This window comes from Povalibacter sp. (genome assembly GCF_036735925.1).
Classification (GTDB): Bacteria; Pseudomonadota; Gammaproteobacteria; order Steroidobacterales; family Steroidobacteraceae; genus Steroidobacter.
Genome location: NZ_DAINNK010000005.1, coordinates 43,005 through 66,951, shown reverse-complemented (window position 1 = coordinate 66,951; position 23,947 = coordinate 43,005). Strand labels below are relative to the sequence as shown.

Below are 23,947 nucleotides of genomic sequence, written 5' to 3'. Positions count from 1 at the left end.
GCGTCTCTTACAAACCGAACAAGGACATCAAGAGGTCATTCAATGGCGGCGAATGCAAAGGCTGAACCGTTGACGAACGGTAAGCTCAAGCTCATGATCTGCGACGATTCGAACATAATCCGTCGCAAAATCGAGCGTGAACTGAAGATCGACCGTCTGCAGGTCATCGCTACCGCGGCGAACGGCAAGCTGGCCGTCGAGGCCTTCCGCAAGGAACCCGCGGATGTCGTGACGATGGACATCACGATGCCCGAAATGGACGGCATCGAGTGCGTCGAAAACCTGGTCAAGATCAAGCCCGACGTGCTGATCCTGGTCATTTCCGCACTGTCCGACAAGGCCACCGCGATCGAAGCGTTGAAGAAGGGCGCGAACGGCTTCCTGTGCAAACCCTTCACCGACCGACAGTTGACTGAGGCGCTCGAAGAGCTGCTGAGGGGCGCCGGCAATGATGACTAAAGTCGAACTCGAGACCTTCGTCGAAGGAACGACGAACTACTTCGCCACGGCTGCGAACCAGCCGGCGTCGGTAGGCTCGCCGTACATCGTCCAGGAAGGACGTCCGACCGTGCAGGAATTCACCGGCCTCATCAGCATCGCCGGCAAACGTCGCGGCATCGTCTATTTCACCGCCTCGCGTCCCATGCTCACCGTCATGCTGATGCGCATGGGCGAAACCGAACTGACCCAGGAAAACATGTGCGATCTCGTGGGTGAAGTCGCCAACACGATCTCCGGCAACGCGCGCCGCGATTTCGGCAAGGACTTCATGATTTCCGTGCCGACGGTCGTCGCCGGCGAACCGGAAAAAGTCGTCACCCCGGACAACACGCGTTCCTTCGTGATTCCGATCAACTGGCGCAGTCACTCTGCCCAGCTGGTCGTCTGCCTGGAGTAATCGGGCCAGCCAGCGGCGATTCGTACGCGCCGCCCGCTGCAACCCCGATGCAACGATGCAATGCAACGCCGGCAACCGGACGCAAATCCTGGCGCCCTTCACGTTGCCGGCACCCTGACCGGCGATTCCGTAGACGTCATCGTGATCAGCACCGACGAGGCGCTGATCGCGACGCTGCAGCAGGCTGCCGGCGCTGATCACACCCTCTGGCACGCCCCCTCCATCGACGCCGCCGTCGAACTGCTGGTCGGCGGCCATTGCGGCATCCTGATCGCAGACATGCAGGTGCTGCGCGGTGAAGCCGCCGCCGCACTCGAAAAGCTGCAAAGCCAGTTTCCCGAACTCGTCCTTCTTGCGACCGGTCGTCGCGACGAGGAAGGTCGTGTCGCAGGGCTCATCAGCAGGGGCAGTGTCTATCGCTTCCTGCACAAGCCCGTGTCGCCGGCGCGCGCGAATCTGTTCCTCGCCACGGCCACGCGCCGCTATCACGAACTGGCCCAGAACGTATCGCCGGCGCTCGCGAGCGTCCGGGAACTCACGAAGCCGGCCCATCGCGTGCCGCTGATCGGCGCCGGCGCAGGCGCTCTGCTGCTCATCGTCGGCGCAGTCATTTTTCTGTCGCGACGCGAGCCCGCGGTCGAGACCCTGCCCACCCCTGCGTCCGTGGCAACTCAGCCAGTGGCGACACCCGCGCTCGACACGACGCCGACGCTCGCGGCGGCACAGGCCGCGTTCTCCGCGGGCAAGCTGTCGGCGCCGTCGGGCGACAATGCGCTCGAACGCTATCGCGCGGTGCTGACGGTCGAGCCGGCGAATGCCGCAGCACTCGCCGGGGTCCAGGACGTGCTCGATGCGCTCGAAACACAGGTCACGCAGGCGTTGCAGGCAGGCGATGCCGCGGCCGCCGCGCGCGCTTTCACGACGCTGCAGAAGGCCCAGCCCGATCATCCGGAACTCCCGACGCTGAATGCGCAACTGCTGGCACTGTCGCGCTCGGTCCGGCAGGCGCCGGCGAAAGCACCTGCCGTCAGTGCGCCGACGGCGCCTGCCGCGCCCAACACGCAGCTGGCGCGCAGCCGTATCGCGGCGGGTCAATTGCTGGAGCCGGAAGACGACAGCGCCGTGTTCCATCTGCGCGCCGCGCGCGATCTGGGCGAAGACGACACGGTGAATCGCATTCTGGCGACCGACGTCGGCTCGCGCCTGCTCGCGCAAACGCGGCAAGCCATGGCGAATGAGGACATGGCGCAGGCGCGCACGCAGTTCGCAGCCGCCGCCGCACTCGATCGCGAATTCGAACTCGCGCTGCCGGACCTGCCGCAGGTCGAACAGGAACTGAATGCACTGACGACGGCCGCGACGCGTGCCGTCATCGACGAGCAACTGGCGCCGATCATCAAGCTGCGCGAGAACGGGCGCCTCATCGAACCGGCCGGCGACAATGCCTTCGAGCGCTTGCAGACACTGGCGGAACAGTCGCCCGACGCAGCAGCGGTTCGGACGGAACAACAGCGACTCGCATTCACCCTGCTGGATCACGCCCGCACGGCGCTGGCGCAGGGCGATCTCGAACGCGCCGGCCTGCTCACGAACAGGGCAGAGACGCTGGTACCGCGCATGACGAATGCGCGCACGCTGCGCGACCAGATCGCAGCGGCCCAGGAAGAACGCGATGCTGCGAACCGCGTCGTCCAGGCTCGCGAGCTGCCGCGTACGCGCGAAGTGGCGGCTGCTTATCCCAACGATGCCGAGCGCCGCGGCATCGAAGGCTGGGTCGACATCGAATTCGTCATTGCCACCGACGGCACGACCCGCAGCCCGATCGTGCGCGAATCGCAGCCAGCCGGCGTCTTCGACAAGTCAGCGCTCGATGCGCTGGCGAAGTGGCGCTTCGAGCCGGTGACGCGCAACGGCAAGACCGTGGAACAGCGCGCGATCCTGCGGGTGCGGTTCGCGCTGAAGTAGGAGCCGCCTCGCGGCTTCTTCCTGTTCCTGTGGGGCCGGCTTCAGCCGGCCTGTGCTGCTGGATGCAGTCGCGGCCGGCTGAAGCCGGCCCCACAGGCAGAGAAGATCTATCCCGTCTTCGCGACGCCCCTGTCGAAGCGTCGCCCCAGCCAGTAGCCCAGCAGCGCCCACAGCGCCGCGACGCCTGCGCCCAGCAGGGCCAGTGCCGCCGGTCCCCAGCCCATGCCTTCCAGTCCCTTGTTGAGCTGGGCCGACAGCGCATCGGCGCCGCGATACACAGGCACGTCGACGGTGCTCTTGGCCTTGTACTTGGTTTCCTTGTCGAGCGGGCTCCAGAGCATTTCGCGGCCCGGGCGCACGAAGGCGTATTCCATCGCCCGGCGCAGGATGAAGACCACGGCGAGCACGCCGAGCGTTCCAGTCGCGGCCAGCGCCACGAAGCCGCCGACCATGATGAGCGGCACGACCGTCACCAACGCGATCACGCCGAAGCGCTGCGCGATGCGGCCGGTGAGGAAGATCTGCGACAGCACCGTCAGCGTCTGCACGATCCAGTCGAAGCGCGCGAAGATGCGCGTGCGATCGGTGATCTCCGGATAGTTCACTTCCACCAGGCGCAGCTGCTCGAAGTACAGCAGCGTATTCACGGCCGAGATGAACACCACGAAACAGGCGATGCCGAGGATGTAGGGCGACTTCAGGATCAGCGTCACGCCCGCGAACATGTTGCCGCCGAGCGGACGATCCTCCTCCACCGACTCGGTGCGGTCGCGCCAGATGTTGAGCAGCAGGCGCTGGCAGACGATGGCGGCGACGAACAGCGCCGCGCCGAGAAACAGCAGGCCGTTGTTGCCAATCGAGGCGACGCTGAAGTCGGACACCAGCGGCCCGACGAGCGCACCGGCGCTGCCGCCGGCAGCGATCACGCCGAACAGCCGCTTGCTCTGACCGCTGTCGAACAGCTCGAGCAGGAAGCTCCAGAAGATCGACAGCAGGAACAGGTTGACCACGCTGATGAAGACGTAGAAGAACTTGCCGACCGCCGGATTGATCTGATCGCCCTGCAGGGCCACGCCGATCAGGCCGAGCACGACGGCGACGACGCCGTACATGGCGGGAAGAAACACGCTGCGCCGGACGCGGGCCACAATGATCCCGTACAGCGGGATGATCAGCAGCGAGGCGGCCCAGGTCACCATCCACAGGTCGGCCACCTGGTCGCGGCCGATGAGGGTGCCGATCGTCTCGCGCAACGGACGCACGGCGAAGTAGCCGGCCCACATGAAGAAGAACAGACCGAATGCCGCCACGACGGCGCGCACTTCGCGAGGCTCCACGGGTGCCAGCCGTCCCAGCAGATTGCCGAGCAGGGAACCTGAAGAAGTCGTGGTCATCGAATGCCCTCGCCGTCTCATGGATCGATCGCGCACCATGGCAGGCGCGGCGCGGGGATTCTAAACGGAGGATGCCGACCGTCGCAGTTACGATGCGGTCAGCGGTGGCGGGCTGCGACGAGCGGCCGATGCGGGAGCCCGGCTGCACCGGGCTCCCGTCGAACTTCTAAGGAATCGTCTTGCTGGCGACGTTCGATTGCGAGCTCTCGCCACCCGACCCCGTGTAGGCCTTCACGGCGAAGTACCAGGTGCCCGAGGCCAGACCGTCGACCACGTAGCTCGTCACGCTCGGGTTCGAAATCGTGATCGTCTGGTTGAGCGCCGAGGAACTCGTGCCATAGACGATGCGATAGCCGGCGAGATTGGTCAGCGCGGTGCCATCGGTGTTCTGGGTCGGTGCGACCCACGACAGCGTCGCACTGCCCGTGGCCGGTGCCGCATTCACGGCGATGCTGAAGGCAGGCAGCGACACGGAATGGGTGCCGTCGCTGACCCCGATGACGATGTTCGAGGTCGTGCCGGTCGCGCTCGGCGTGCCCGAGAGTCGGCCGGTGGTCGTGCTGAACGTCGCCCAGCCCGGCTTGTTGCTGATGCTGAACGCGAGCGTCGCGCCTTCCGGATCATTCGCCGTCGGCTGGAAGCTGTAGCTGGCGCCCACGGTCACGGAAGTCGCCGGCGTGCCGGAAAGGGTCGGCGCGGCATTGCCGGGCGGCGGGGTGGTGCTGCCGCCGCTCACCGTGATGGTGAACGCCGCGAGCGAGGCCGACGCCTTGCCATCGCTGACGCTGATGATGATGTTGCCGAACGTACCGGCCGCCGTCGGCGTGCCGCTCAGCCGGCCGGTCGACGCGGTGAAGTTCGCCCAGGTCGGCTTGTTCTGGATGCTGAAGCCGAGCGTGTCGCTGGCGTCGGCATCGGCTGCCGTCGGCGTGAACGAATAGGCCGTGCCGACCGTCGCACTCGTGCCCGGCGTACCGCTGATCGTCGGCGCGCGATTGGCGGCCGCCTGCACGGTGATCGTGAACGCCGTCAGCGCGGTCGAGACCTTGCCGTCGCTGACGCTGATGATGATGTTGGCGAACGAACCGACGTTGGACGCCGCCGGCGTGCCGGTCAGGCGGCCGGTGGACGCGCTGAAGCTCGCCCACGACGGCTTGTTCTGGATGCTCCAGGTCAGCGCATCGCCGTTGGCATCGGTGGCCGTCGGCTGGAACGAGTAGGCCTGGCCCGCCTGCACCGAGGTCATCGGCGTGCCGCCGATCGCAGGCGCGCTGTTGTCCGGTCCTTTCACGCTGATCGCGAACGCGGGCAGCGCCGTGGTCGCGACGCCGTCGCTCACGCTGATCACGATGTTGGAGAAGTTGCCGACGTTGGCCGCCGCGGGCGTGCCGCTCAGCGTGCCCGAGGAGGTGCTGAAGCTCGCCCACGAGGGACGGTTCGAGATCGAGAACCGCAGCGCGTCGCCGTCGGCGTCCGCGGCGCTCGGCTGGAAGCTGTAGGCGGCTCCGACATCGACTGAAGCCGTGGGCGTACCGCTGATCGTCGGCGCATTGTTGGCGGCCGGCGGCGGGGCGCTGCGCGAACGGATGACGATACGGAACGGACCGATGGAGCGCTGATCGCGTCCGTCAGTCACCGTGATGGTGATGTCCTGGGTTTCGCCGACGTCTGCATCCTGCGGCGAACCGGTCAATGCGCCGGTGTCGACGCTGAAGGTCGCCCACGTCGGCTTGTTGGTCACCGAGAACTCGAGGAAGTCGTTGTCGGCGTCGCTCGCCGTCGGCGTGAACGAGTAGTCCTGCCCGGCTTCGATCGCAGCCGCCGGCGTGCCGGTGATCTCGGGCGCATGGTTCGCCGTGGGAGGAGGCGTCGGCGTGGTCGGCGACGTGGGCGACGTCGGCGGAGCAGCGGCCACGGCGTCGTCGCCTTCGCCGCCGCAGGCTGCGAGCGTCGCAACCGCGCACAGAACGATGCTCGCCCTGACCAGCCGTCGAATCATCATGCTCCCGAAACTCGTTTTCATTGCTTGCACCTGCTTCAGCACGTCGCGACAGCGAATCGCGAACGTTGCGGACGATCGGCCAAGGCAATGACGCTGACGTCGATGTGTGCGCTGACGCTGGTGCGTCACGGATCGACGGCCCGAATCTGCAAATCCATCGGCATCCGATGCAGTCGCAGATTCTTTGCTGGCAACCCCGCTATCCCGCGCAGTGCGCGTCGGACCGGAGGCTTTGCGTCCCCGCCTTTCGACGGGTTTGCCCTTTTCAACTCCTGAACTTTTTCGCCGTTATTTCACGAGCGTTGCGATTCGCGCCTGACATGGCACGCATCGCGACGATCGGTTCACCGGAGCAAACCTGCAGCGAGTGGCATCAAGGAAGGGAAGCGTTCGGGTATGACGACGGAGGAACGAACAGTCCTCTGGCCGGCAACCCCGCTATCCTGCGCCCTTGCGCTCACCGGACCGGAGGCTTTGCGTCCCCGCCTTGCAGCGGGTTTGCCCTTGTGAAGCGTGGTCGAGTAGACCCCAGTAAAAACACCTTTGCAATTGTCGTTGGCTACAGACAGCTCAAGTGATTTCGAGCTTCACATAAGAACGTCAGAAAACATAAGGCGCTCGCTTATGCAATGCGTGCGCACTCGCGCATCGCACTGCATCCGTCGGGTTCGCGCTTCGTAACACGACGGCAATTTTCCGCGCATCACTGCAGCGTCTTGCTCGCGACGTTCGAATTCGCGCTCTCCGTTCCTGCACTCGTGTACGCACGCACCGCGAAGTAGTACGTCGTCGGCGTCAGTCCATCGAGCACGTAGGTCGACACGCTCGGATTGGCCACCTGGATCGTCTGGTTCAGCGCGCTCGCGGACGTGCCGTAATAGATGCGGAAGCCGGCGAGATTCGTGAGCGTCGTGCCATCGGTGTTCTGGGTCGGCGCCGCCCACGACAGCGTCGCGCTTTTGGTCGCTGCCTGATTCACGGCGATCGAGAACGCAGGCAATGCAGTCGATGCCTTGCCGTCGCCGACACTGATGACGATGTTCGCGTAGCTGCCCGCATCGCTCGCCGATGGCGTGCCGGAAAGCTGGCCGTTCGAGGTGCTGAAGGCGGCCCAGGCCGGCTTGTTGCTGATGCTGAAGGTGAGCGTATCGCCGTCGGCATCGGCGGCCGTCGGACGGAAGCTGTAGGCGCTGCCCACGTTCACGCTCGTCGTCGGCGTGCCGCTGATCGTCGGCGCGCGGTTGACGGCGGCGGCGTTCACCGTGATTGCAAAGGCCGGCAGCGACGTCGTCACCTTGCCGTCGCTGACCCGGATGACGATGTCCGAATGCGTTGCCGCCGCCGTCGGCGTGCCCGTGAGCGCACCGGTCGAGGTGCTGAAACTCGCCCAGGCCGGCTTGTTGCTGATGCTGAAACCGAGCGCGTCGCCGTCGGCATCGGCGGCCGTCGGACGGAAGCTGTAGGCGCTGCCCACGTTCACGCTCGTCGTCGGCGTGCCGCTGATCGTCGGCGCGCGGTTGACGGCGGCGGCGTTCACCGTGATCGCAAAGGCCGGCAACGACGTCGTCACCTTGCCGTCGCTGACCCGGATGACGATGTTCGAATGCTTTCCTGCGGCGGTCGGCCTGCCGGTGAGCGCACCGTTCGAGGCGCTGAAGCTCGCCCAGGCAGGCTTGTTGCTGATGCTGAAACCGAGCGCGTCGCCGTCGGGATCGCTGGCGGTCGGCCGGAAGCTGTAGTTCGTCCCGACGGTGGCGGTGGTCGGCGGCGTGCCCGAGAGCGTGGGGCTGCGGTTGGCGGCCGTCACCGTGATGGTGAAGCGCGGCAGGTCGGTGCCGTACTTGCCGTCCCAGGCGTAGATGTTGATGTTCGCGAAGGTGCCGGTCCTGTTCGGCGTGCCGCTGAGCCTGCCGGTCTTGCGATTGAAGCTCGCCCACGAGGGCTGGTTGCGGATGCCGAAGGTGACGGTGTTGCCGTCCGGATCGGAAGCCGTCGGCGTGAACGCATAGGACTGGCCGACCTTGACCGAGGTCGGCGGCGTTCCGGAAATCACGGGACGCTGGGTATTGGCCGCCCAGGCAGCGGAGACGCCACCGGCCGCGAGTACGGCGACGACGAGAGCGCGACGAAAGAACGCGTGCAGACCAGTCATTGCAATCGAATCTCCATGCAGGACCATGTCGTTCCGGCGCGCGAACGCACGGAAGCCGTGTCTGACAAGGAGTCATTGCGATTGCGCGAAGGCGCAGCGGCAGCGTCACGCCGGGACGATGATTCCCGACGGCAACCCCGCTATCCGCGACTCGTCTGGAGCCGTTGGGACCGGAGGCTTTGCGTCGCCGTCTTTCGACGGTTATGCCCTTGTTCGACCGTCACAGTGTGCGGCCGCAGGCGCACATGACATATCGGACGGCCCCGCATCGACGCGCGGGCGATGCAGGCGATCGGTGGTCGGGCGGAAACTAGCGACGCGGGGGAGGCGAAGGATGAGGGAAGGTGCGTCCGCTGACGCAGGTCACACGCGGGACCCGGCGGCGATCCGCACTATCCGCCGACGCGCGTGAGCAATTCGTCCAGTGCACCAATGATCCGGTCGGCCTCGTCGGCCAGCGAGCCGATTCGTTCGCCCAGCTTGCCGACCGGCACCGAAGCGATTTCCAGCGGATGCAGGGTGACGGAGAGGTTCTTGATCCTGAACTCCGGATTGAAACGACGGCTCGCGACTTTGCCGAGCAGCGCGGTTTTCACCAGCGGAACGACGATCCGGCGCCCATAGTCGTCGTAGAGCGAAGACTGGACCACGACGACGAACGGGATGCTGTCGCGCTGGTTTCCGAGGTTTCGATGAACATCGAATTGCGCCATCAGAGCGTCGAGTATTCGTCGGCGAACGAGCCCTGTCGCTCGGCGAAGCGATTCCAGGTCGCGACCGTGGCCCTTGCCAGTGCCGCGTCGGCCGCCCGGCGCTGGGCTTCCTGCGCCAGATAGTCTGCAAGCAGGGATTCAACGACACCGGAGAGGTTGCTGGTGATCTTCTTCGCCTGGTCGACCAGGTCTTCGTTCAGCGTCAGATTGACCGGGCGCTTGCGTGCCGTGACATCGTAGGTCGATTTCATGAATGCGCATGCTATGCGCATTCATGGGTGCCGACAACCAGTCAGTCAGTCGAAGCGGAAGCCGTGCTGGCGCACCAGGCGCGTGCAGGCCGTGGCGAGATGCAGGTCGTAGGCGACGCCGGCGCCGCGGTTGATTTCGTCGATGGCCGCATCGATGCCGAGCGCTGCGCGATACGGTCGCGGCGATGACATCGCTTCGACCGTGTCGGCGATGGCGAGGATGCGCGCTTCGAGCAGGATTTCCTCGCCCTTCAGGCCGCGCGGATAGCCGCTGCCGTCGAGACGTTCGTGGTGTTCGAAAATGATTTCGGCCACCGGCGCGCCGAAGTCGATGTTCGCCAGCAGCTTGCAGCCTTCCTCGACGTGCGTGCGCATCAATGCCGTCTCGGCCTCGGTGAGTTTGCCGGGGCGCGACAGGATGGAAGCCGGCACGGCGACGTTGCCGACGTCGTGCAGCAGTGCGGCGATGCGCAGCGCGTGCTGGCGTTCGCCATCGAGTCCGGCTTCGCGGCCGAGCGCCACGGCGAGCGCGGCGACGCGGCGAGCCGAGCCGGCGGTCGCGGGATCGTGCCGCTCGCTCATGGCGAGCAGCGCATCGATCATTCCCTGCAGCGCGACATCCGTCCGCTGCAGCGACCCGAGCGTCTGCGCGTGCGCGCGCTTGGCGTGCAGCATGCGCGAGACGCCATCGCTCAGTGCCGCAAGCGCCTTCTGGTCCTGCTCGCCGTAACCGGCATCGCGATTCGCCACGCCCAGCACCGCCACGGCCTGGCCGTTGTCGACCATCGGCACGGCAACGTAGCGCTGCAGATCCGGCAGGCCGTCGGCCTGCGGCTTCCAGGTGAGATCGTTGCTGGAGGTCGCATGGCAGGCGCGCACGCATTCGGTGAACACGCTCATGCGCGCCAGCGGCCTCGGTTCGGCATTGGCCATCGTGGTCTGCGATTTCTCGTGATCGCGCCACGCCGCGAGTGCGAGCGTCTTCTCGGCGGGCTGCACGAAGAAGAAGTACGCGAGCGGACTGCCCGTCATGGCCGCGGCCTGTTCGACCACGCGGCGGATGATCGCCGACTCATCGAAGCTCTCGGCCTGGCGGAACAGGTCGATGAGGAATTCCTGCTGCTGCTGTTCCTGACGCTGCACCTGCGCCGCCTGATGGCGCTGCGAGATGTCGCGGATGACCAGCAGCGTCTCGCCGCGGCTGCCCTCGAAGCGTCCGGCGCTGACTTCGACCTGCATGAACGACCCGTCGCGGCGCTTGTGCCGCGCCTCGTAGCGGCCCGCCGTCGGGGCGGAATCCTGTGCCTGTGCTTCGATCTCCGCAGCGGGTGTGCCCACGATTTCCTCGCGCGCGTGACCCGACATGGCGCAGTACGCGTCGTTGACTTCGACGATGCGGTTGTCGGCATCGAGAATCCAGTAGCCGTCGGTCAGCGCATCGACGACCGAACGGCTCGCAGCCACGGCTTCGCGTTGCGTGCGCTCGGCGGCGACGCGCTCGGTGAGATCGCAGACGCTGACGACGTCCGCAGCACGGCCGTCGAACTCGATCGGGCGCGTGGCGAGCGTGACGTGCAGCTTCGAGCCGTCCTTGCGCAGATGCGTGACGATGCCCTCGCCCGCCGGCGGCGAAGACCCATCGCTCAGCGCGGCACTCTTGAGCGCGAGGAATTCGGCGCGCGTGTAACCGTAGACGCTCAGCGCCGTGTCGTTGACGGCGATGAAGCCACCGGTGGCCTGATCGGCGATCCACATCGGCAGCGGATTCGCCTCGAAGATGCGACGGAAACGCGCCTCGCCCGCCGCCAGCCGCTGGTTGGTCGTTTCCAGTTCGCCGATCTGGTTGCGCAGCCGCGCCTGCGCCTGCTGCGCGCGTTCGGTCGCAAGCGCCAGCGCCTGTTGCGCCCGTTCCAGCGCTTCGGAACGCTGCACAGTGCCCGCATCCAGCGCGGGCAGCTTGACGGTCGGCGAAGGCTTCGCCGCGGGCGCCGGCGCAGCCGCGACGAGTTCGTCGATGGCCTTCACCAGCGCGTCGGGCTGTTCGGTGCGGGCGAGAAAACGTTCGGCGCCCAGTTCGAGCGCGAAGCTTTCGTACTTCGGATTGTCGTGACGGCGCGTGTAGAACAGGAACGGAATCGACTGCAGCCGCTCGTCCTGTTTCCATTTGCGGCACAGCGCGAAGCCGTCCATGCGCGGCAGCACGATGTCGGACACCACCGCCTGCGGCGGCTCGCGGCGCGCGGCGTCCAGCGCTTCCAGCCCGTTGGCGGCACGCACGACGCGGTGACCGCGCGGCGTCAGCAGCTTCTCCAGCGCCAGCTGTTCGGACTCGCGCTCGTACGCAACCAGAATCACACCCATGATCGAAAACTCCTGCCCCATCCGCCGGTGGACGCGGTGCACGAACCGTGGTGGTCGATGGCCGGCCCGAAGGCCCGCCTGCCAGCCGATAGTAGTTATGTCAGGAGCGAAGTATGCCGACTAAGTCGTTGATTGGAAGACCGACGGGCAGGCGGGATGCCGGAAGGGAGAAGTGGAGCACAGAGGAGGACGGCGACAGGCGACAGGCGACGGGCGACGGGCGACAGGCGACAGGCGACAGGCCAGACCAGAAGGGTGCGTGCTGCTTCTGGCCTGTGGCCTGTAGCCTGTAGCCCGCCGGCTCCGCCGGCCCCTACCCCATCGCCCGGTTCACCCTCATCCAGTACTGCCCGAGGATCGACACCTGCTCGGTGAATTGCCTGAAATCCACGGGTTTGACGATGTAGCTGTTGGCCAGGCATTCGTAGCTGCGCAGCATGTCGGACTCCTGATCCGACGAGGACATGATGACCACCGGGATGGGGCGCAGCTGCGGGTCGTTCTTGATGCGGGTCAGCACGTCCAGGCCGTCGATCTTGGGCATGTGCAGGTCAAGCAGCATCAGGCGCGGCAGGCCCGGGGGACGCTGGGCATAGGCGCCCTTGCACATCAGGTAGTCGAGCGCGGCCTGGCCGTCCTGGACCCAGACGACGTTGCGGCTGACGCCGCTGACTGCGAGCGCGTGCGTCGTCAGTTCGGCGTCGGTGGGGTTGTCGTCGGCGAGGAGAACGTAGCCGGTATTCGTCATGGACATCCCCAGAATCAGGCGCGCAGCGCGAGCCCGCCGCCCGCCAGCGCGATCACGAAACCATACTCCCGCGCCACTTCGCGCAGTCGCTCGAAGCGACCCGACTGGCCGCCGTGCCCGGCTTCCAGGTTGGTATGCAGCAGGGTGGGATTCGCGTCGGTCTTGCGATCACGCAGCCGCGCCACCCATTTCGCCGGTTCGTAGTACTGCACCTGGCTGTCCCACAGGCCGGTCGTGACCAGCAGCGGCGGATACGCCTGCGCGCGCACGTTGTCGTAGGGCGAATAGGAAAGCATGTAGCGATAGAACTCCGGCTCGTTGGGATCGCCCCATTCGTCGTATTCGAGCGTGGTCAGCGGAATCGATTCGTCGAGCATGGTGGTGACGATGTCGACGAACGGCACGTTCGCCACCACACCGCCGTATTTTTCCGGCGCCGTGTTGATGACGGCGCCCATGAGCAGCCCGCCGGCGCTGCCGCCGGAAGCGTAGATGTTTCCGGCCGTCGCATAACGCTGCGCGATCAGGAAGTCGGTGACATCGATGAAGTCGTTGAACGTGTTCCATTTCGCCAGCAGGCGGCCGGCCTCGTACCAGCGCCGTCCGAGTTCCTGGCCGCCGCGGATGTGGGCGATCGCATAGATGAAACCGCGATCCAGCAGCGACAGGCGCGCCGAACTGAAAGCCGGATCCATGCTGAGCCCGTACGACCCGTAGGCGTACAGGAACAGCGGCGCCGACCCGTCGCGCGGCGTGTCCCTGCGATACACGATGGACACCGGCACGCGCTCGCCGTCGCGCGCCGTCGCCCAGAGGAATTCGCTGGCGTAACGCGCCGGATCGAAATCGCCCAGCACCGGTTCGCGTTTCAGCAGCGTGCGCTCGCCGCTGTGAATGTCGATGTCGTACGTCGTCGCCGGCGTCGTGAGCGAGGTGTAGACGTAGCGCAGCCGCGTCGAATCCATTTCCGGATTCGAGCCGAGGTGCATGGTGTAAGCGGGATCGTCCGCCGCCAGCAGTTCCGCCGCCTGGCCCCAGCGCTGCACGCGGATCTTGCTCAGGCCGCCCGAGCGCTCGCTGACGGCGAGGAAGTCGCGGAACACTTCGAAGTCCTGCACGAAGATCTGCAGATCGTGCGCGATCACATCGCGCCAGTGCTGCGGCTGCTGCTGCGCCGGCCGGTCGGCGACCGGCACGGACACGACGCGGAAGTTCTGCGCCTGATGGTTGGTGCGGACCAGGAAGCGGTCGTCGAGATGATCGAGCTGGTATTCGTGGTCCTCGGCGCGCGGCGCGAACACCGTGAACGCGAACGCGGGATCATCGGTCCGTGCGTAACGCCATTCGGACGACGTCGTGCTCTCCGAGCCGATGAACAGGTAGCGCTCCGACTTGCTGCGTTCCAGCGCGATGCCGAAGCTCTCGTCCGGCTCTTCGTAGACCAGCGCATCGGGCGCCGTCGAACCGAGTTCATGACGGCGCACGCGCCGGCCGAGCAAGGTCACCGGGTCTTTCTCGACATACAGCAGCGTGCGGTTGTCGTCGGCCCAGGCGAGATCGGCCTCGGCGTTCTCGATGACGTCGGGCAGCAGGTCGCCCGTCGCCAGATCCTTGATGCGCAGCTGGAACTGGCGCCGGCCGACCGTATCGACCGCGAATGCCAGCAAGCGGTTGTCGGGGCTGACCTCGTAGTTGGCGAGCTGGAAGAACGCATGACCCTGCGCCATCGCGTTGCAGTCGAGCAGCACGACGGCCTCGGCTTCCGGCGCACCGTCGCGACGGCGCAGGTAGATCGGGTATTGCCGGCCGGTCTCGAAATGACTCCAGTACCAGTAGCCGCGATAACGCGACGGCACCGAGCTGTCGTCCTGCTTGAGCCGGGCGACGATCTCGGCATACAGCGAATCGATCAGCGGCTGCACCGGCGCGAGCATCGCCGCGGTGTACTCGTTCTCCGCCCGCAGATGCGCGAGAACGTCCGGGTCCGTGCGGGTGTCGTCGCGTAACCAGTAGTACGGATCGTCGCGCGAGCCGTGCGGCGATTCGACCCGATGACTGCGCTGCGCGGGTCGCGGAGGTCGGCTGGGCGGTAGCGGCACGTCGGTCCCCTCAGGATTGCCGGCGGACGGCTTCCGTGAATGTCCCGTCGCGGCAGTCCGCGGCGGGTGTTTGCGCCGATTTATAGCCGTCGCTGCGGGGCGGGTAAATCGTCATCTCCCTCAATTGCTGCATGTGAAGCGAGATCCAGCCGCTGCAAAAAAGTGATGCGTTCGGAGGAACGCCGCCACGTCGATAACGCATCATTTCCAGCTTGGAACAGCGATGGCGCCGCCAGTGGGCTAGCATCCCGTCGGCGCTGCGACGCCGCAGGAACTCGAACACGAAGACAGGCGGACCATGCGATTTCTGGGGGGCAGTTCACGCGACCTTCCCGGAAAAGCCAGATGCAGGTCTCAGTCGGTCGACTTTGCATAAGTAAGTATTAGCGAACCAGCATGAAAACCCCGAGGAGTGGGTCCATGGCGAATGCTCAGCACAATCGTCCCGGCGAGGAAGTGAACCTGGAAATCGACGACACCCAGAGCGCGCGGATTCTTGGCGAATCCGACGCCCATCACACGCCCATCCTGGTCCTGAGCCGCGATGCGGCCCTGGTGGAAACGGTCCGCAAGGCCGCGCCGCGCGGCAGCTCTGCCACGCACGCGCCCGATCTCGATCAGGTCGCCGACCGGCTGCCGAGCCTGAAGCCGGGCGTCCTGGTCGTCGACACCGCCAGCACCTCGGACGTGGCGGCGCTGGTGGCCCAGCTCACCCAGCACTTCCCCGAACTCGTCGTCGTCGTCGCCGGCAAGCGCGAAGACAGCGCCTCGCTCATGCAGCTCACGGCCGCCGGCCGTATTTTCCGATTCCTGCTCACGCCGCTGTCGCACGGCCAGACCCGTCTCGCCCTCGAAGCGGCGATCACGCAGCACGCCGACCTGAGCGCGGCCTCCAGCCGTCAGTCGTCCGGCGCCTCGGGCGAAGGCGGCAGCAAGAACTATGTGATGACCTACGGCGCGCTCGCCGCAGGCCTGCTGATCCTGATCGGCGCCATCTGGTTCGGCGTCAAGCAGTTCACCGGCAAGGAAGCACCGCCGGTCGAAACCCAGGTCGCGGCGCCGTCCGCCACGCCGAGCATTCCCACGAAACAGGATCCGGTGCAGGCCGAACTCGCCCTCGCCAAGGAAGCCTTCGACCAGGGCAGGTTCCTCGAACCCGCGGGCGAAAGCGCACTCGACTACTACCGCAGCGCGCTGGCGCTCGATCCGCAGAGCCAGGCCGCGAAGGACGGCGTGCGTTCCGTCGTCGACCGGATCCTCGGCCGCGCCGAACAGGCGCTGACGGCTGAAAAGCTCGAAGACGCGGTGCGCACGATCGAGCAGGCCCGCTCCATCGATCCGACCCATCCGCGCCTGGCGTTCCTCGACACCCAGATCGCCCGCGAGCGCGAGCGTCTGAAACTGACGCAGGCCCGCGACGTGGGCAATCGCGTCAGCACCCTGGTGGCACAGGCCAACGACCGCATGGCCAACGGCCGGCTCATTTCGCCCGCCAGCAGCAATGCGCGCGATGCGCTGCTCGAAGCGCGCAGGCTCGACCCGACCGATCCGACCGTCGTGCAGGGCATGCGCGAGCTGAGCTCGCTGCTCACCGAAGAAGCGCGCAAGTCGCTGGCCGCGGGCCGGCTCGACGAAGCCCAGGCGTACGTCAACGGCGCGCGTCAGCTCGGTTCCGCCGATGCGGCGCTGGCGCAGGTGCAGCGCTCCATCACCGAAGCGAACCGTCCGGCTGCCACGGCGGCCGCTGCGACGACGGCAGGTGCCGCCGCCGCGCGGCGTCCGGGCACGACGCCGGCCGGTCCGAACACCGACGGTCTCGTTGCCGAAGTCCGTCAGCGCATGAACGAAGGCAAGCTGATCGATCCGGCCGGCGCCAGCGCCCGCGATTCGCTCAACCAGCTCATCGCCCAGACGCCGGACCGTCCGGAAGTGGAAGAACTGTCGCGCGCGCTCTCGACCCGCCTGCTCAATTCGAGCAAGCAGGCGATGGCCGCCAAGGCCTACGATCGTTCGGCGCAGTTGCTCGCCGGCGCCCGCGACGTCGGCGCCCGCTACAACGGACCCGCGATCTCCCAGGCCGAAGCCGAGCTGTCCGCGGCCCGCGAACAGTCGGCGGCGCAGACCGCCGTCGTCTCGGCGGCCTCACTCAAGCGCACCCGCACGGTCAACCCCGTGTACCCGGAATCGGCCCGCAAGCGCGGCGTCGAAGGCTGGGTGGAAATGGCGTTCACTGTGACCACCGAAGGCCGCGTGGAAGACGTCGAGGTCCGCAATTCGAGCCCGGCTGAAATCTTCGACGACGCCGCGACCCGCGCGATCCGCCAGTGGCGCTTCGAACCCGTCGAACGCAACGGCCAGAAAGTGCCCCAGCGCGCGATGGTGCGGCTGAGGTTCGAACAGCAGCAGTAAGCGGCGGAATCGCTGTATCGAAGAGGCTCACCTGCGGAAGCGGGTGGGCCTTTTTCTTTGGGCGGGCTACAGGCAACAGGCGACAGCCAGAAAAAGCCACGGCCCTCCTGGCTGTCGCCTGTCGCCTGTAGCCTGTAGCCTGCCTCCCCATGCAATCCCTCACCGACATCGCCATCTTCGTCAAGGTCGTCGAGCTGTCGAGTTTCACGGCGGCGGCCGAGGCGCTCGACATGTCGCAGCCCGTGGTCAGCAAGGCGGTCACGCGGCTCGAAGAAAAGCTCGGCGTGCGGCTGCTCAATCGCACCACGCGGCGGCTGAGTCTCACGGAGGCGGGATCGGAGCTGTATCGCCGCAGCGTGCGCGCGCTCGAAGAAATCGCCGATGCCGAATCGGAACTCGCGCGCTTCCAGATCGAGCCGCGCGGCACGCTGCGCGTGTCGGCGCCCATGTCGTTCAGCATCCTGCAACTCGGTGCGAAGCTGCAGGCGTTCCTCGATCGCCATCCGGGCGTCAACCTCGAACTCAACCTCGACGATCGCCAGGTCGATCTGGTCGAAGAAGGCTTCGACGTCGCGATCCGCATTGCCCACCTGCGCGACTCGAGCCTGGTCGCGCGCAAGATCGTGCCCTGCCGGCAGGTGCTGTGCGCCTCGCCCGCGTATCTCGCGAAGCACGGCACGCCGGAGCGGCCCGAGGATCTGCTCGAACACAAGATCATCCTGTACTCGTTCCTGAGTCACGCGCGCGAATGGCGGCTGGTCGACGAACAGGGCGAAACCCACGTCGTGCCGCTCAAGGGACCGCTGCAGACCAACAATGGCCTGGTGAATCGCGCCGCGTGTCTGGCGGGCGCCGGCATCGTGATGCTGCCGTCGTTCTATCTCGGCGATCAGCTGCGCTCCGGCGAACTCGTGCCCTTGCTGTGCAAGTTCCGTCCGGTCGATCTCGCGATCTATGCCGTGTATCCGGAGCGTCGCAATCTGTCGCCGAAGGTGCGCGCGTTCGTGGATTTCCTCGCCGAGACGTTCGGACCGGAGCCGGCGTGGGAGAAAGGCTGCCCACTGGATTGACCCCTCTTACTTTCTTCCTGTAGGTCAGGCTTTAGCCTGACTCCTTAGAGAGGCCGGCTGAAGCCGGCCCCACAGGCAGAGACGCCGCCTGCACTACGACGGCATCCGCCATCGCACCGACGCACCATCGCTGAGCATCCGCATCCACCGAACTCGCGAAGATCCTGATCTTCGCGCTGGCATCCGCCTTGCAATGCTCCTTCGTGTTTCGATGGAGCGATCGATGGACGGACGAGCGACCCGACTTCAGCTGCTGAATTTCTCGACGATTCCGATGCGGACCTTCCACTTGGCGTGGATGGCGTTCTTCATCTGCTTCTTCGCCTGGTTTGCGGTTGCGCCGCTGATGCCGGTGATTCGCGACGATCTCGGTCTCACGCGCGACCAGATCGCCAACATCAACATCGCCGCGGTGTGCGTCACCATTTTCGTGCGCCTGCTGATCGGCCCGCTGTGCGACCGCTTCGGCGCGCGACTCACTTATACGTGGCTGCTCGCGGTCGGCTCGATCCCGGTGATGGGCATCGCCTTCGCGCAAAGCTACGAGGCGTTCCTGTTCGGGCGGCTGTGCATCGGTGCGATCGGCGCGTCGTTCGTCATCACGCAGGTGCACACCTCCAGCATGTTCGCGCCGAACGTCGTCGGCACCGCGAATGCCACCTCCGCCGGCTGGGGCAATGCCGGCGGCGGCGCGACGCAGGCGCTGATGCCGCTGATCCTCGCGGCGATCGTGTCGGTCGGCGTCGAGCAGGCCATGGGCTGGCGCATCGCCATGTTCGTGCCGGGCATCCTGATGCTGGTGATGTCGGTGGTGTACTACCGCTTCGCCAAGGACACGCCATTCGGCAATCTCGATGAGCCCGGCGTGCGGCTGGCGAGCGGCCAGGCGCAGCGCGTGAAGGGCATGACCACCTTCCTCGCGGCGGCGCGCGACTATCGCGTGTGGCTGCTGTTCATCACCTACGGCGCCTGCTTCGGCGTCGAACTCACCATCCACAATCTCGCGGCCGTCTACTACGTCGACCGCTTCGGCCTGTCGGTGGCCACGGCCGGCTTCTATGTCGGCTGCTTCGGTTTGCTGGCGCTGTTCGCGCGTGCGCTCGGCGGCATCGTGTCGGACCGACTCGCACGCCATCGCGGTCTCGACTCGCGCGTCGATCTGCTGTTCCTGCTGATCCTCGCCGAAGGCATTGGCCTCCTGATCTTTTCGCAGATGGGCAGCGCACAAGCTGCCGTGCTCGCCATGCTGGCCTTCGGCGTCTTCACGCACATGGCCTGCGGCGCGACCTATGCGCTCGTGCCCTTCGTCAATCGCAAGGCGCTCGGCGGCGTGGCCGGCATCGTGGGCGCGGGCGGCAATGTCGGCGCAGTCGCCGCGGGTTTTCTGGTCAAGGGCACGTCGAGCACGCAGCAGGCGCTGCTGATCCTGGGCGGCATCGTCGTCGCCAGTGCGATCTGCGCCGTCGCCGTGCGCTTCACCGCCGAACAGAAAGCGGAAGAACGCCGGCTGTTCGACGAAGCGATGGCCAGCCGCGCCGCGACCGCGCAGGGCGATGCCTTGCCGGAAGGCGCCACCTGATACGTCTGTGAATTTCTCCGCTGCTCCAGCGTTGGGTGCAGCAACGGTTACCTGAGGCGCGTCACGCGCCCGTGTCCACCGCAACGTCGCGGCCGGCCACCGTAACCGTCACCAACTCGAATCCGGGTTGCCGCAGCGATGCGGCAATCGCCTCTGACTCAATGGAGTCCGCCATGAGCATTCGTCAGAAACTCGTCGTCGTCGGCAACGGCATGGTCGGTCAGCGCCTGCTGGACCGGCTGGTCGCCGAATCGCCCGACTTCGACATCACCGTGCTGTGCGAAGAGCCGCGCGCCGCCTACGACCGCGTGCAGCTCACGAGTTTCTTTTCCGGCAAGTCAGCCGACGACCTGTCGCTGGTGAGCCGCGACTTCTTCGACGACCACGGCATCGCCATCCATTTCAGCGAAGCGGCGACGGCGATCGATCGCGCCGCGAAGACCGTCACCACCTCGACGGGCCAGACCATCGCCTACGACAAACTGGTGCTCGCGACCGGCTCGTATGCCTTCGTGCCGCCGGTGCCGGGACGCGATCGTCCGAACTGCTTCGTCTACCGCACCATCGAGGATCTCGAAGCGATCCGCGCGGCGGCGAAGACCAGCAAGATCGGCGCGGTGATCGGCGGCGGCCTGCTGGGCCTCGAAGCCGCCAAGGCGCTCAAGGACCTTGGTCTCGAAACGCACGTGGTCGAATTCGCGCCGCGGCTCATGGCCGTGCAGATCGACGACGGCGGCGGCCGCGTGCTGCGCCGGAAGATCTCCGATCTCGGCGTCGGCATCCACACGGCGAAGAACACCAGCGGGATCGTCGACGGCGAGACCACGCGGCATCGCATGCAGTTCGCCGACGGCAGCGCGCTCGACACCGACATCGTCGTGTTCTCGGCCGGCATCCGCCCGCGCGACGAACTGGCGCGCAACGCCGGACTCGCACTCGGCGAGCGCGGCGGCATCGTCATCGACAACCACTGCCAGACCTCCGATCCCGACATCTTCGCCATCGGCGAATGCGCGCTGTGGAACGGCAAGCTGTTCGGCCTGGTCGCGCCCGGCTACCAGATGGCGCAGACCTGCCTCGCGCGCCTGCTCGGTCGCGACGAACCTTCGTTCACCGGCGCCGACATGAGCACCAAGCTGAAGCTGATGGGCGTCGACGTCGCCTCGCTCGGCGATGCGCACTGCACCTTCAGCAATGCGCGCTCGTACACCTTCGTCGACGAACGCAAGCAGGTCTACAAGAAACTGGTCGTGAGCGAAGACGGCGAGCGCCTGCTCGGCGGCATCCTCATCGGCGAAGCCGACGATTACGGCATCTGGCTGCAGATGATGATGGACGGCACGAAACTGCCGGAACACCCGGAAGAAATGATCGTGCCGGCCTTCGAAGGCAGCAAGAAATCCGCCGCCACCGGCGTGGCCGCGCTGCCGGCGACGGCGCAGATCTGTTCCTGCAACAACGTCAGCAAGGGCGCGATCTGCGCCGCCATCGATGCCGGCTGCACGACCGTGGGCGCGCTCAAGTCCTCGACCAAGGCCGCGACTTCCTGCGGTGGCTGCACCTCGCTGCTGACGATGGTGCTGAAGGCCGAACTCGCGAGCCGCGGCGTCGCGGTCAACAATCACCTCTGCGAACACTTCCCCTACTCGCGCCAGCAGATGTTCCACCTGGTGAAGGTCGGACAGCTCAAGACCTTCGGCGCGGTGCTGGAGAAACACGGCCGCGGTCTCGGCTGCGACATCTGCAAACCCACCATCGGCTCGATCCTCGCCTCCTGCTGGAACGAGTTCGTGCTGAAGCGCGACCAGGCCGTGCTGCAGGATACGAACGACTACTTCCTCGCCAACATGCAGAAGGACGGCACGTATTCGGTGGTGCCGCGCGTGCCCGGCGGCGAGATCACGCCCGACAAACTGATCGTGCTCGGCGAAGTGGCGAAGAAGTTCGGCCTCTACACCAAGATCACCGGCGGCCAGCGCATCGACCTGTTCGGCGCGCAGGTGCACGAACTGCCGCTGATCTGGAAAGAACTGATCGCCGCCGGCTTCGAAACCGGCCAGGCGTACGGCAAGTCGGTGCGCACGGTGAAGTCCTGCGTCGGCTCGACCTGGTGCCGCTACGGCGTGCAGGACAGCGTCGGCTTCGCCATCGACATCGAGAATCGCTACAAGGGCCTGCGCTCGCCGCACAAGCTCAAGTTCGCCGTCTCCGGCTGCACGCGCGAATGCGCCGAGGCGCAAAGCAAGGACGTCGGCGTGATCGCGACCGAGAAAGGCTGGAACCTGTACGTGTGCGGCAATGGCGGCATGAAGCCGCGGCACGCCGACCTGCTCGCCTCCGACCTCGACTCGGCCACGCTGGTCCGCTACATCGATCGCTTCCTGATGTTCTACATCCGCACCGCCGATCGCCTGCAGCGCACGTCGGTGTGGCTGGACAACCTGGAAGGCGGACTCGACTACTTGAAGCAGGTCGTCATCGACGACAAGCTCGGCATCGCCGCCGATCTCGAAGCGGACATGGCGCACGTCGTCGCCACGTACGAATGCGAATGGAAGAAGGCCGTCGAGGATCCGCAGACGCTCAAGCGCTTCCGCCACTTCGTCAACAGCGACAGCACCGACAGCAACGTCGTGTTCATCCAGGAACGCGGACAGATCCGCCCCGCCACTGCCGAAGAGCGGCAGCAGCGCCAGAAGGAGGCCGTATGAAGCCCGCATCGAACTGGAAATTCGTCTGCGAACTCGATGACATCCTGCCGGGCGCCGGCGTCGCCGCACTGATCGACGAACGCCAGATCGCCGTCTTCCGCAGCGGCGATGCGGTCTACGCGCTCGACAACTACGACCCGAACAGCGAGGCCAACGTGCTTGCGCGCGGCCTGGTCGGCGACATCCAGGGCGATCTGGTCGTCGCCTCGCCGATCTACAAGCATCACTTCAGCCTGATCACCGGCCGCTGCATCGAAGATGCCGACATGTCGGTGGCGGCGTATCCGGCGCGCGTCACCGATGGCCGCGTGTGGGTGCGCAGCACGCCGCTGCGTCCCGTCGCGCGCACGCGTCATCTGGTCGTGATCGGCAATGGCATGGCGGGCATGCGCGTGGTCGAAGATCTGCTGCAGATCGCACCGAATGCGTATCGCGTGACCGTGTTCGGCGCCGAGCCGCATCCGAACTACAACCGCATCCTGCTCTCGCCCGTACTCGCCGGCGAGAAGCGCGTCGAAGACATCATCCTGCATTCGCTCGACTGGTATCGCGACAAGGGCGTGACCTTGCACACCAGCGATCCGATCGTGGAGATCGATCGCATCCGCCGCACAGTGCGCTCGAAGAGCGGCATCGTCATGCGCTACGACCGGCTGCTGATCGCCGCGGGTTCGAACCCGGTGATCCTGCCGGTTCCCGGCAACGACCTGCCGGGCGTCGTGACGTTCCGCGATCTGCAGGATGTCGACCGGATGCTCGAAGCGACCAGGACGCGCAAGAAGGCCGTGGTCATCGGCGGCGGATTGCTGGGACTCGAAGCCGCACACGGCCTGCTCAAGCAGGGCATGGACGTCACGGTGGTGCACATCTTCGATTCGCTGATGGAACGGCAACTCGATCGCGCGGCTGGCGCGCTGCTGAAGGAATCGCTGGAGAAGCGCGGACTGAAGTTCCGGATGGCGACGAAGACGGCGGAGATTCTCGGTTCCCCCAGAGTCACCGGCGTGCGCTTCGACGACGGCACCGAACTCCCCGCCGACCTGGTCGTCATGGCCGTCGGCATCCGTCCCAACATTGAACTCGCGCAGGCCGCCGGCTTGCGCTGCGAACGCGGCGTGATGGTGAACGACACCATGCAGACGTTCGATCCCAGCATCTATGCCGTGGGCGAATGCGTGCAGCATCGCAACAGCACCTACGGACTCGTCGCGCCGCTGTTCGATCAGGCGCGCGTGTGTGCGACGCACCTCGCCGAGTTCGGCATCGGCCACTACATGGGCTCGATGGTGTCGACGCAGCTCAAGGTCACGGGCATCGACCTGTTCTCGGCCGGCGATTTCATCGGCAGCCCGAGCAGCGAGGCGCTGGTCATGCGCGATGCGCGGCGCGGCATCTACAAGCGCATCGTCATCGAGAACAACAAGGTGCGCGGCGCGGTGCTGTACGGCGATGTGAAGGATGCCGCCTGGTATCTGGAGCTGATGACGCAGGGCCGCGATGTTGGGCCGCTGCGTGACAAGCTGCTGTTCGGGGCGGCGTTTGCGGGGAAGGCGTGAGGAGAAAGACCCCCACCCTGCCCTCCCCCGCTGCGCGGA

At 66.2% G+C, this 23,947-nt stretch carries 17 protein-coding genes and 3 riboswitches; of the genes, 8 read left to right on the top strand and 9 right to left on the bottom strand.

Translation table 11 applies throughout. From position 1 onward, the window contains the following. Positions 1 to 42: 42 nt before the first annotated feature. The 3 genes from V7D81_RS03190 to V7D81_RS03180 are packed head-to-tail and all read left to right on the top strand — an operon-like array spanning position 43 to position 2,863. Positions 43 to 459: a response regulator transcription factor gene (locus tag V7D81_RS03190; protein ID WP_324314429.1), complete on the top strand. Its 417-nt coding sequence runs from the start codon at positions 43 to 45 to the stop codon at positions 457 to 459. Next, positions 449 to 898, top strand: coding sequence for a chemotaxis protein CheX (locus tag V7D81_RS03185; RefSeq protein WP_324314428.1), 450 nt, complete (start codon positions 449 to 451; stop codon positions 896 to 898). The genes V7D81_RS03190 and V7D81_RS03185 overlap by 11 nt, the downstream gene beginning before the upstream one ends. A gap of 60 nt (positions 899 to 958) precedes the next feature. Beyond that, positions 959 to 2,863 carry a TonB family protein gene (locus V7D81_RS03180; RefSeq protein ID WP_324314427.1) on the top strand — a complete coding sequence of 635 codons (1,905 nt, stop codon included), beginning with the start codon at positions 959 to 961 and terminating at the stop codon, positions 2,861 to 2,863. A gap of 107 nt (positions 2,864 to 2,970) precedes the next feature. Here V7D81_RS03180 and V7D81_RS03175 read toward each other — a convergent pair whose 3' ends face one another. The 9 genes from V7D81_RS03175 to V7D81_RS03135 all read right to left on the bottom strand — a co-directional run bounded on the left by V7D81_RS03175 (position 2,971) and on the right by V7D81_RS03135 (position 14,866). After that, positions 2,971 to 4,257, bottom strand: a complete 1,287-nt coding sequence (locus V7D81_RS03175; RefSeq protein ID WP_324314426.1) for an NTP/NDP exchange transporter — start codon at positions 4,255 to 4,257, stop codon at positions 2,971 to 2,973. Between the two features lie 166 nt (positions 4,258 to 4,423). Next, a complete protein-coding gene (locus tag V7D81_RS03170; protein WP_324314425.1) occupies positions 4,424 to 6,259 on the bottom strand; it encodes a putative Ig domain-containing protein in 1,836 nt (611 codons plus the stop codon). Positions 6,260 to 6,445: 186 nt separating this feature from the next. Further along, a riboswitch (cyclic di-GMP riboswitch) is annotated at positions 6,446 to 6,530 on the bottom strand. A 154-nt stretch (positions 6,531 to 6,684) separates the two neighbouring features. Then, a riboswitch (cyclic di-GMP riboswitch) is annotated at positions 6,685 to 6,772 on the bottom strand. 190 nt (positions 6,773 to 6,962) lie between these two features. Next, positions 6,963 to 8,411, bottom strand: a complete 1,449-nt coding sequence (locus V7D81_RS03165) for a putative Ig domain-containing protein (protein WP_324314424.1) — start codon at positions 8,409 to 8,411, stop codon at positions 6,963 to 6,965. A gap of 127 nt (positions 8,412 to 8,538) precedes the next feature. Continuing rightward, positions 8,539 to 8,629, bottom strand: a riboswitch (cyclic di-GMP riboswitch). A 174-nt stretch (positions 8,630 to 8,803) separates the two neighbouring features. Further along, on the bottom strand, positions 8,804 to 9,124 hold the full coding sequence (locus V7D81_RS03160; protein WP_324314423.1) for a CcdB family protein: 321 nt from the start codon (positions 9,122 to 9,124) through the stop codon (positions 8,804 to 8,806). Continuing rightward, complete coding sequence (locus V7D81_RS03155) at positions 9,124 to 9,375, bottom strand: type II toxin-antitoxin system CcdA family antitoxin (protein ID WP_324314421.1); 252 nt, start codon at positions 9,373 to 9,375, stop codon at positions 9,124 to 9,126. Before V7D81_RS03155 ends, V7D81_RS03160 begins: the two co-directional genes overlap by 1 nt. A 45-nt stretch (positions 9,376 to 9,420) precedes the next feature. Beyond that, the gene (locus tag V7D81_RS03150) at positions 9,421 to 11,736 is read right to left on the bottom strand and encodes an HD domain-containing phosphohydrolase (RefSeq protein WP_324314420.1); all 2,316 of its coding nucleotides are present in this window, start codon (positions 11,734 to 11,736) and stop codon (positions 9,421 to 9,423) included. 313 nt (positions 11,737 to 12,049) lie between these two features. Then, positions 12,050 to 12,484 (bottom strand): response regulator, encoded by a 435-nt coding sequence (locus V7D81_RS03145; RefSeq protein WP_324314419.1) that lies wholly within the window; start codon positions 12,482 to 12,484, stop codon positions 12,050 to 12,052. Positions 12,485 to 12,498: 14 nt separating this feature from the next. Then, the gene (locus V7D81_RS03140; protein ID WP_324314418.1) at positions 12,499 to 14,583 is read right to left on the bottom strand and encodes a S9 family peptidase; all 2,085 of its coding nucleotides are present in this window, start codon (positions 14,581 to 14,583) and stop codon (positions 12,499 to 12,501) included. A gap of 10 nt (positions 14,584 to 14,593) precedes the next feature. Continuing rightward, the gene (locus V7D81_RS03135) at positions 14,594 to 14,866 is read right to left on the bottom strand and encodes a hypothetical protein (protein WP_324314416.1); all 273 of its coding nucleotides are present in this window, start codon (positions 14,864 to 14,866) and stop codon (positions 14,594 to 14,596) included. Positions 14,867 to 15,003: 137 nt separating this feature from the next. Between V7D81_RS03135 and V7D81_RS03130 the strand changes: the two genes are divergently transcribed. The 5 genes from V7D81_RS03130 (at position 15,004) to nirD (ending at position 23,908) form a co-directional block, all read left to right on the top strand. Next, positions 15,004 to 16,992: an energy transducer TonB gene (locus V7D81_RS03130; RefSeq protein WP_324314414.1), complete on the top strand. Its 1,989-nt coding sequence runs from the start codon at positions 15,004 to 15,006 to the stop codon at positions 16,990 to 16,992. A 149-nt stretch (positions 16,993 to 17,141) separates the two neighbouring features. Beyond that, positions 17,142 to 18,062, top strand: coding sequence for a LysR family transcriptional regulator (locus V7D81_RS03125; RefSeq protein WP_324314412.1), 921 nt, complete (start codon positions 17,142 to 17,144; stop codon positions 18,060 to 18,062). Between the two features lie 223 nt (positions 18,063 to 18,285). Further along, on the top strand, positions 18,286 to 19,641 hold the full coding sequence (locus V7D81_RS03120; RefSeq protein ID WP_324314410.1) for an MFS transporter: 1,356 nt from the start codon (positions 18,286 to 18,288) through the stop codon (positions 19,639 to 19,641). A 173-nt stretch (positions 19,642 to 19,814) separates the two neighbouring features. Next, entirely contained in the window at positions 19,815 to 22,352 is a 2,538-nt protein-coding gene (nirB, locus tag V7D81_RS03115) for a nitrite reductase large subunit NirB (RefSeq protein WP_324314408.1), read from the top strand. Next, positions 22,349 to 23,908 carry a nitrite reductase small subunit NirD gene (gene nirD / locus V7D81_RS03105; RefSeq protein ID WP_349257597.1) on the top strand — a complete coding sequence of 520 codons (1,560 nt, stop codon included), beginning with the start codon at positions 22,349 to 22,351 and terminating at the stop codon, positions 23,906 to 23,908. The genes nirB and nirD overlap by 4 nt, the downstream gene beginning before the upstream one ends. Positions 23,909 to 23,947: the final 39 nt, after the last annotated feature.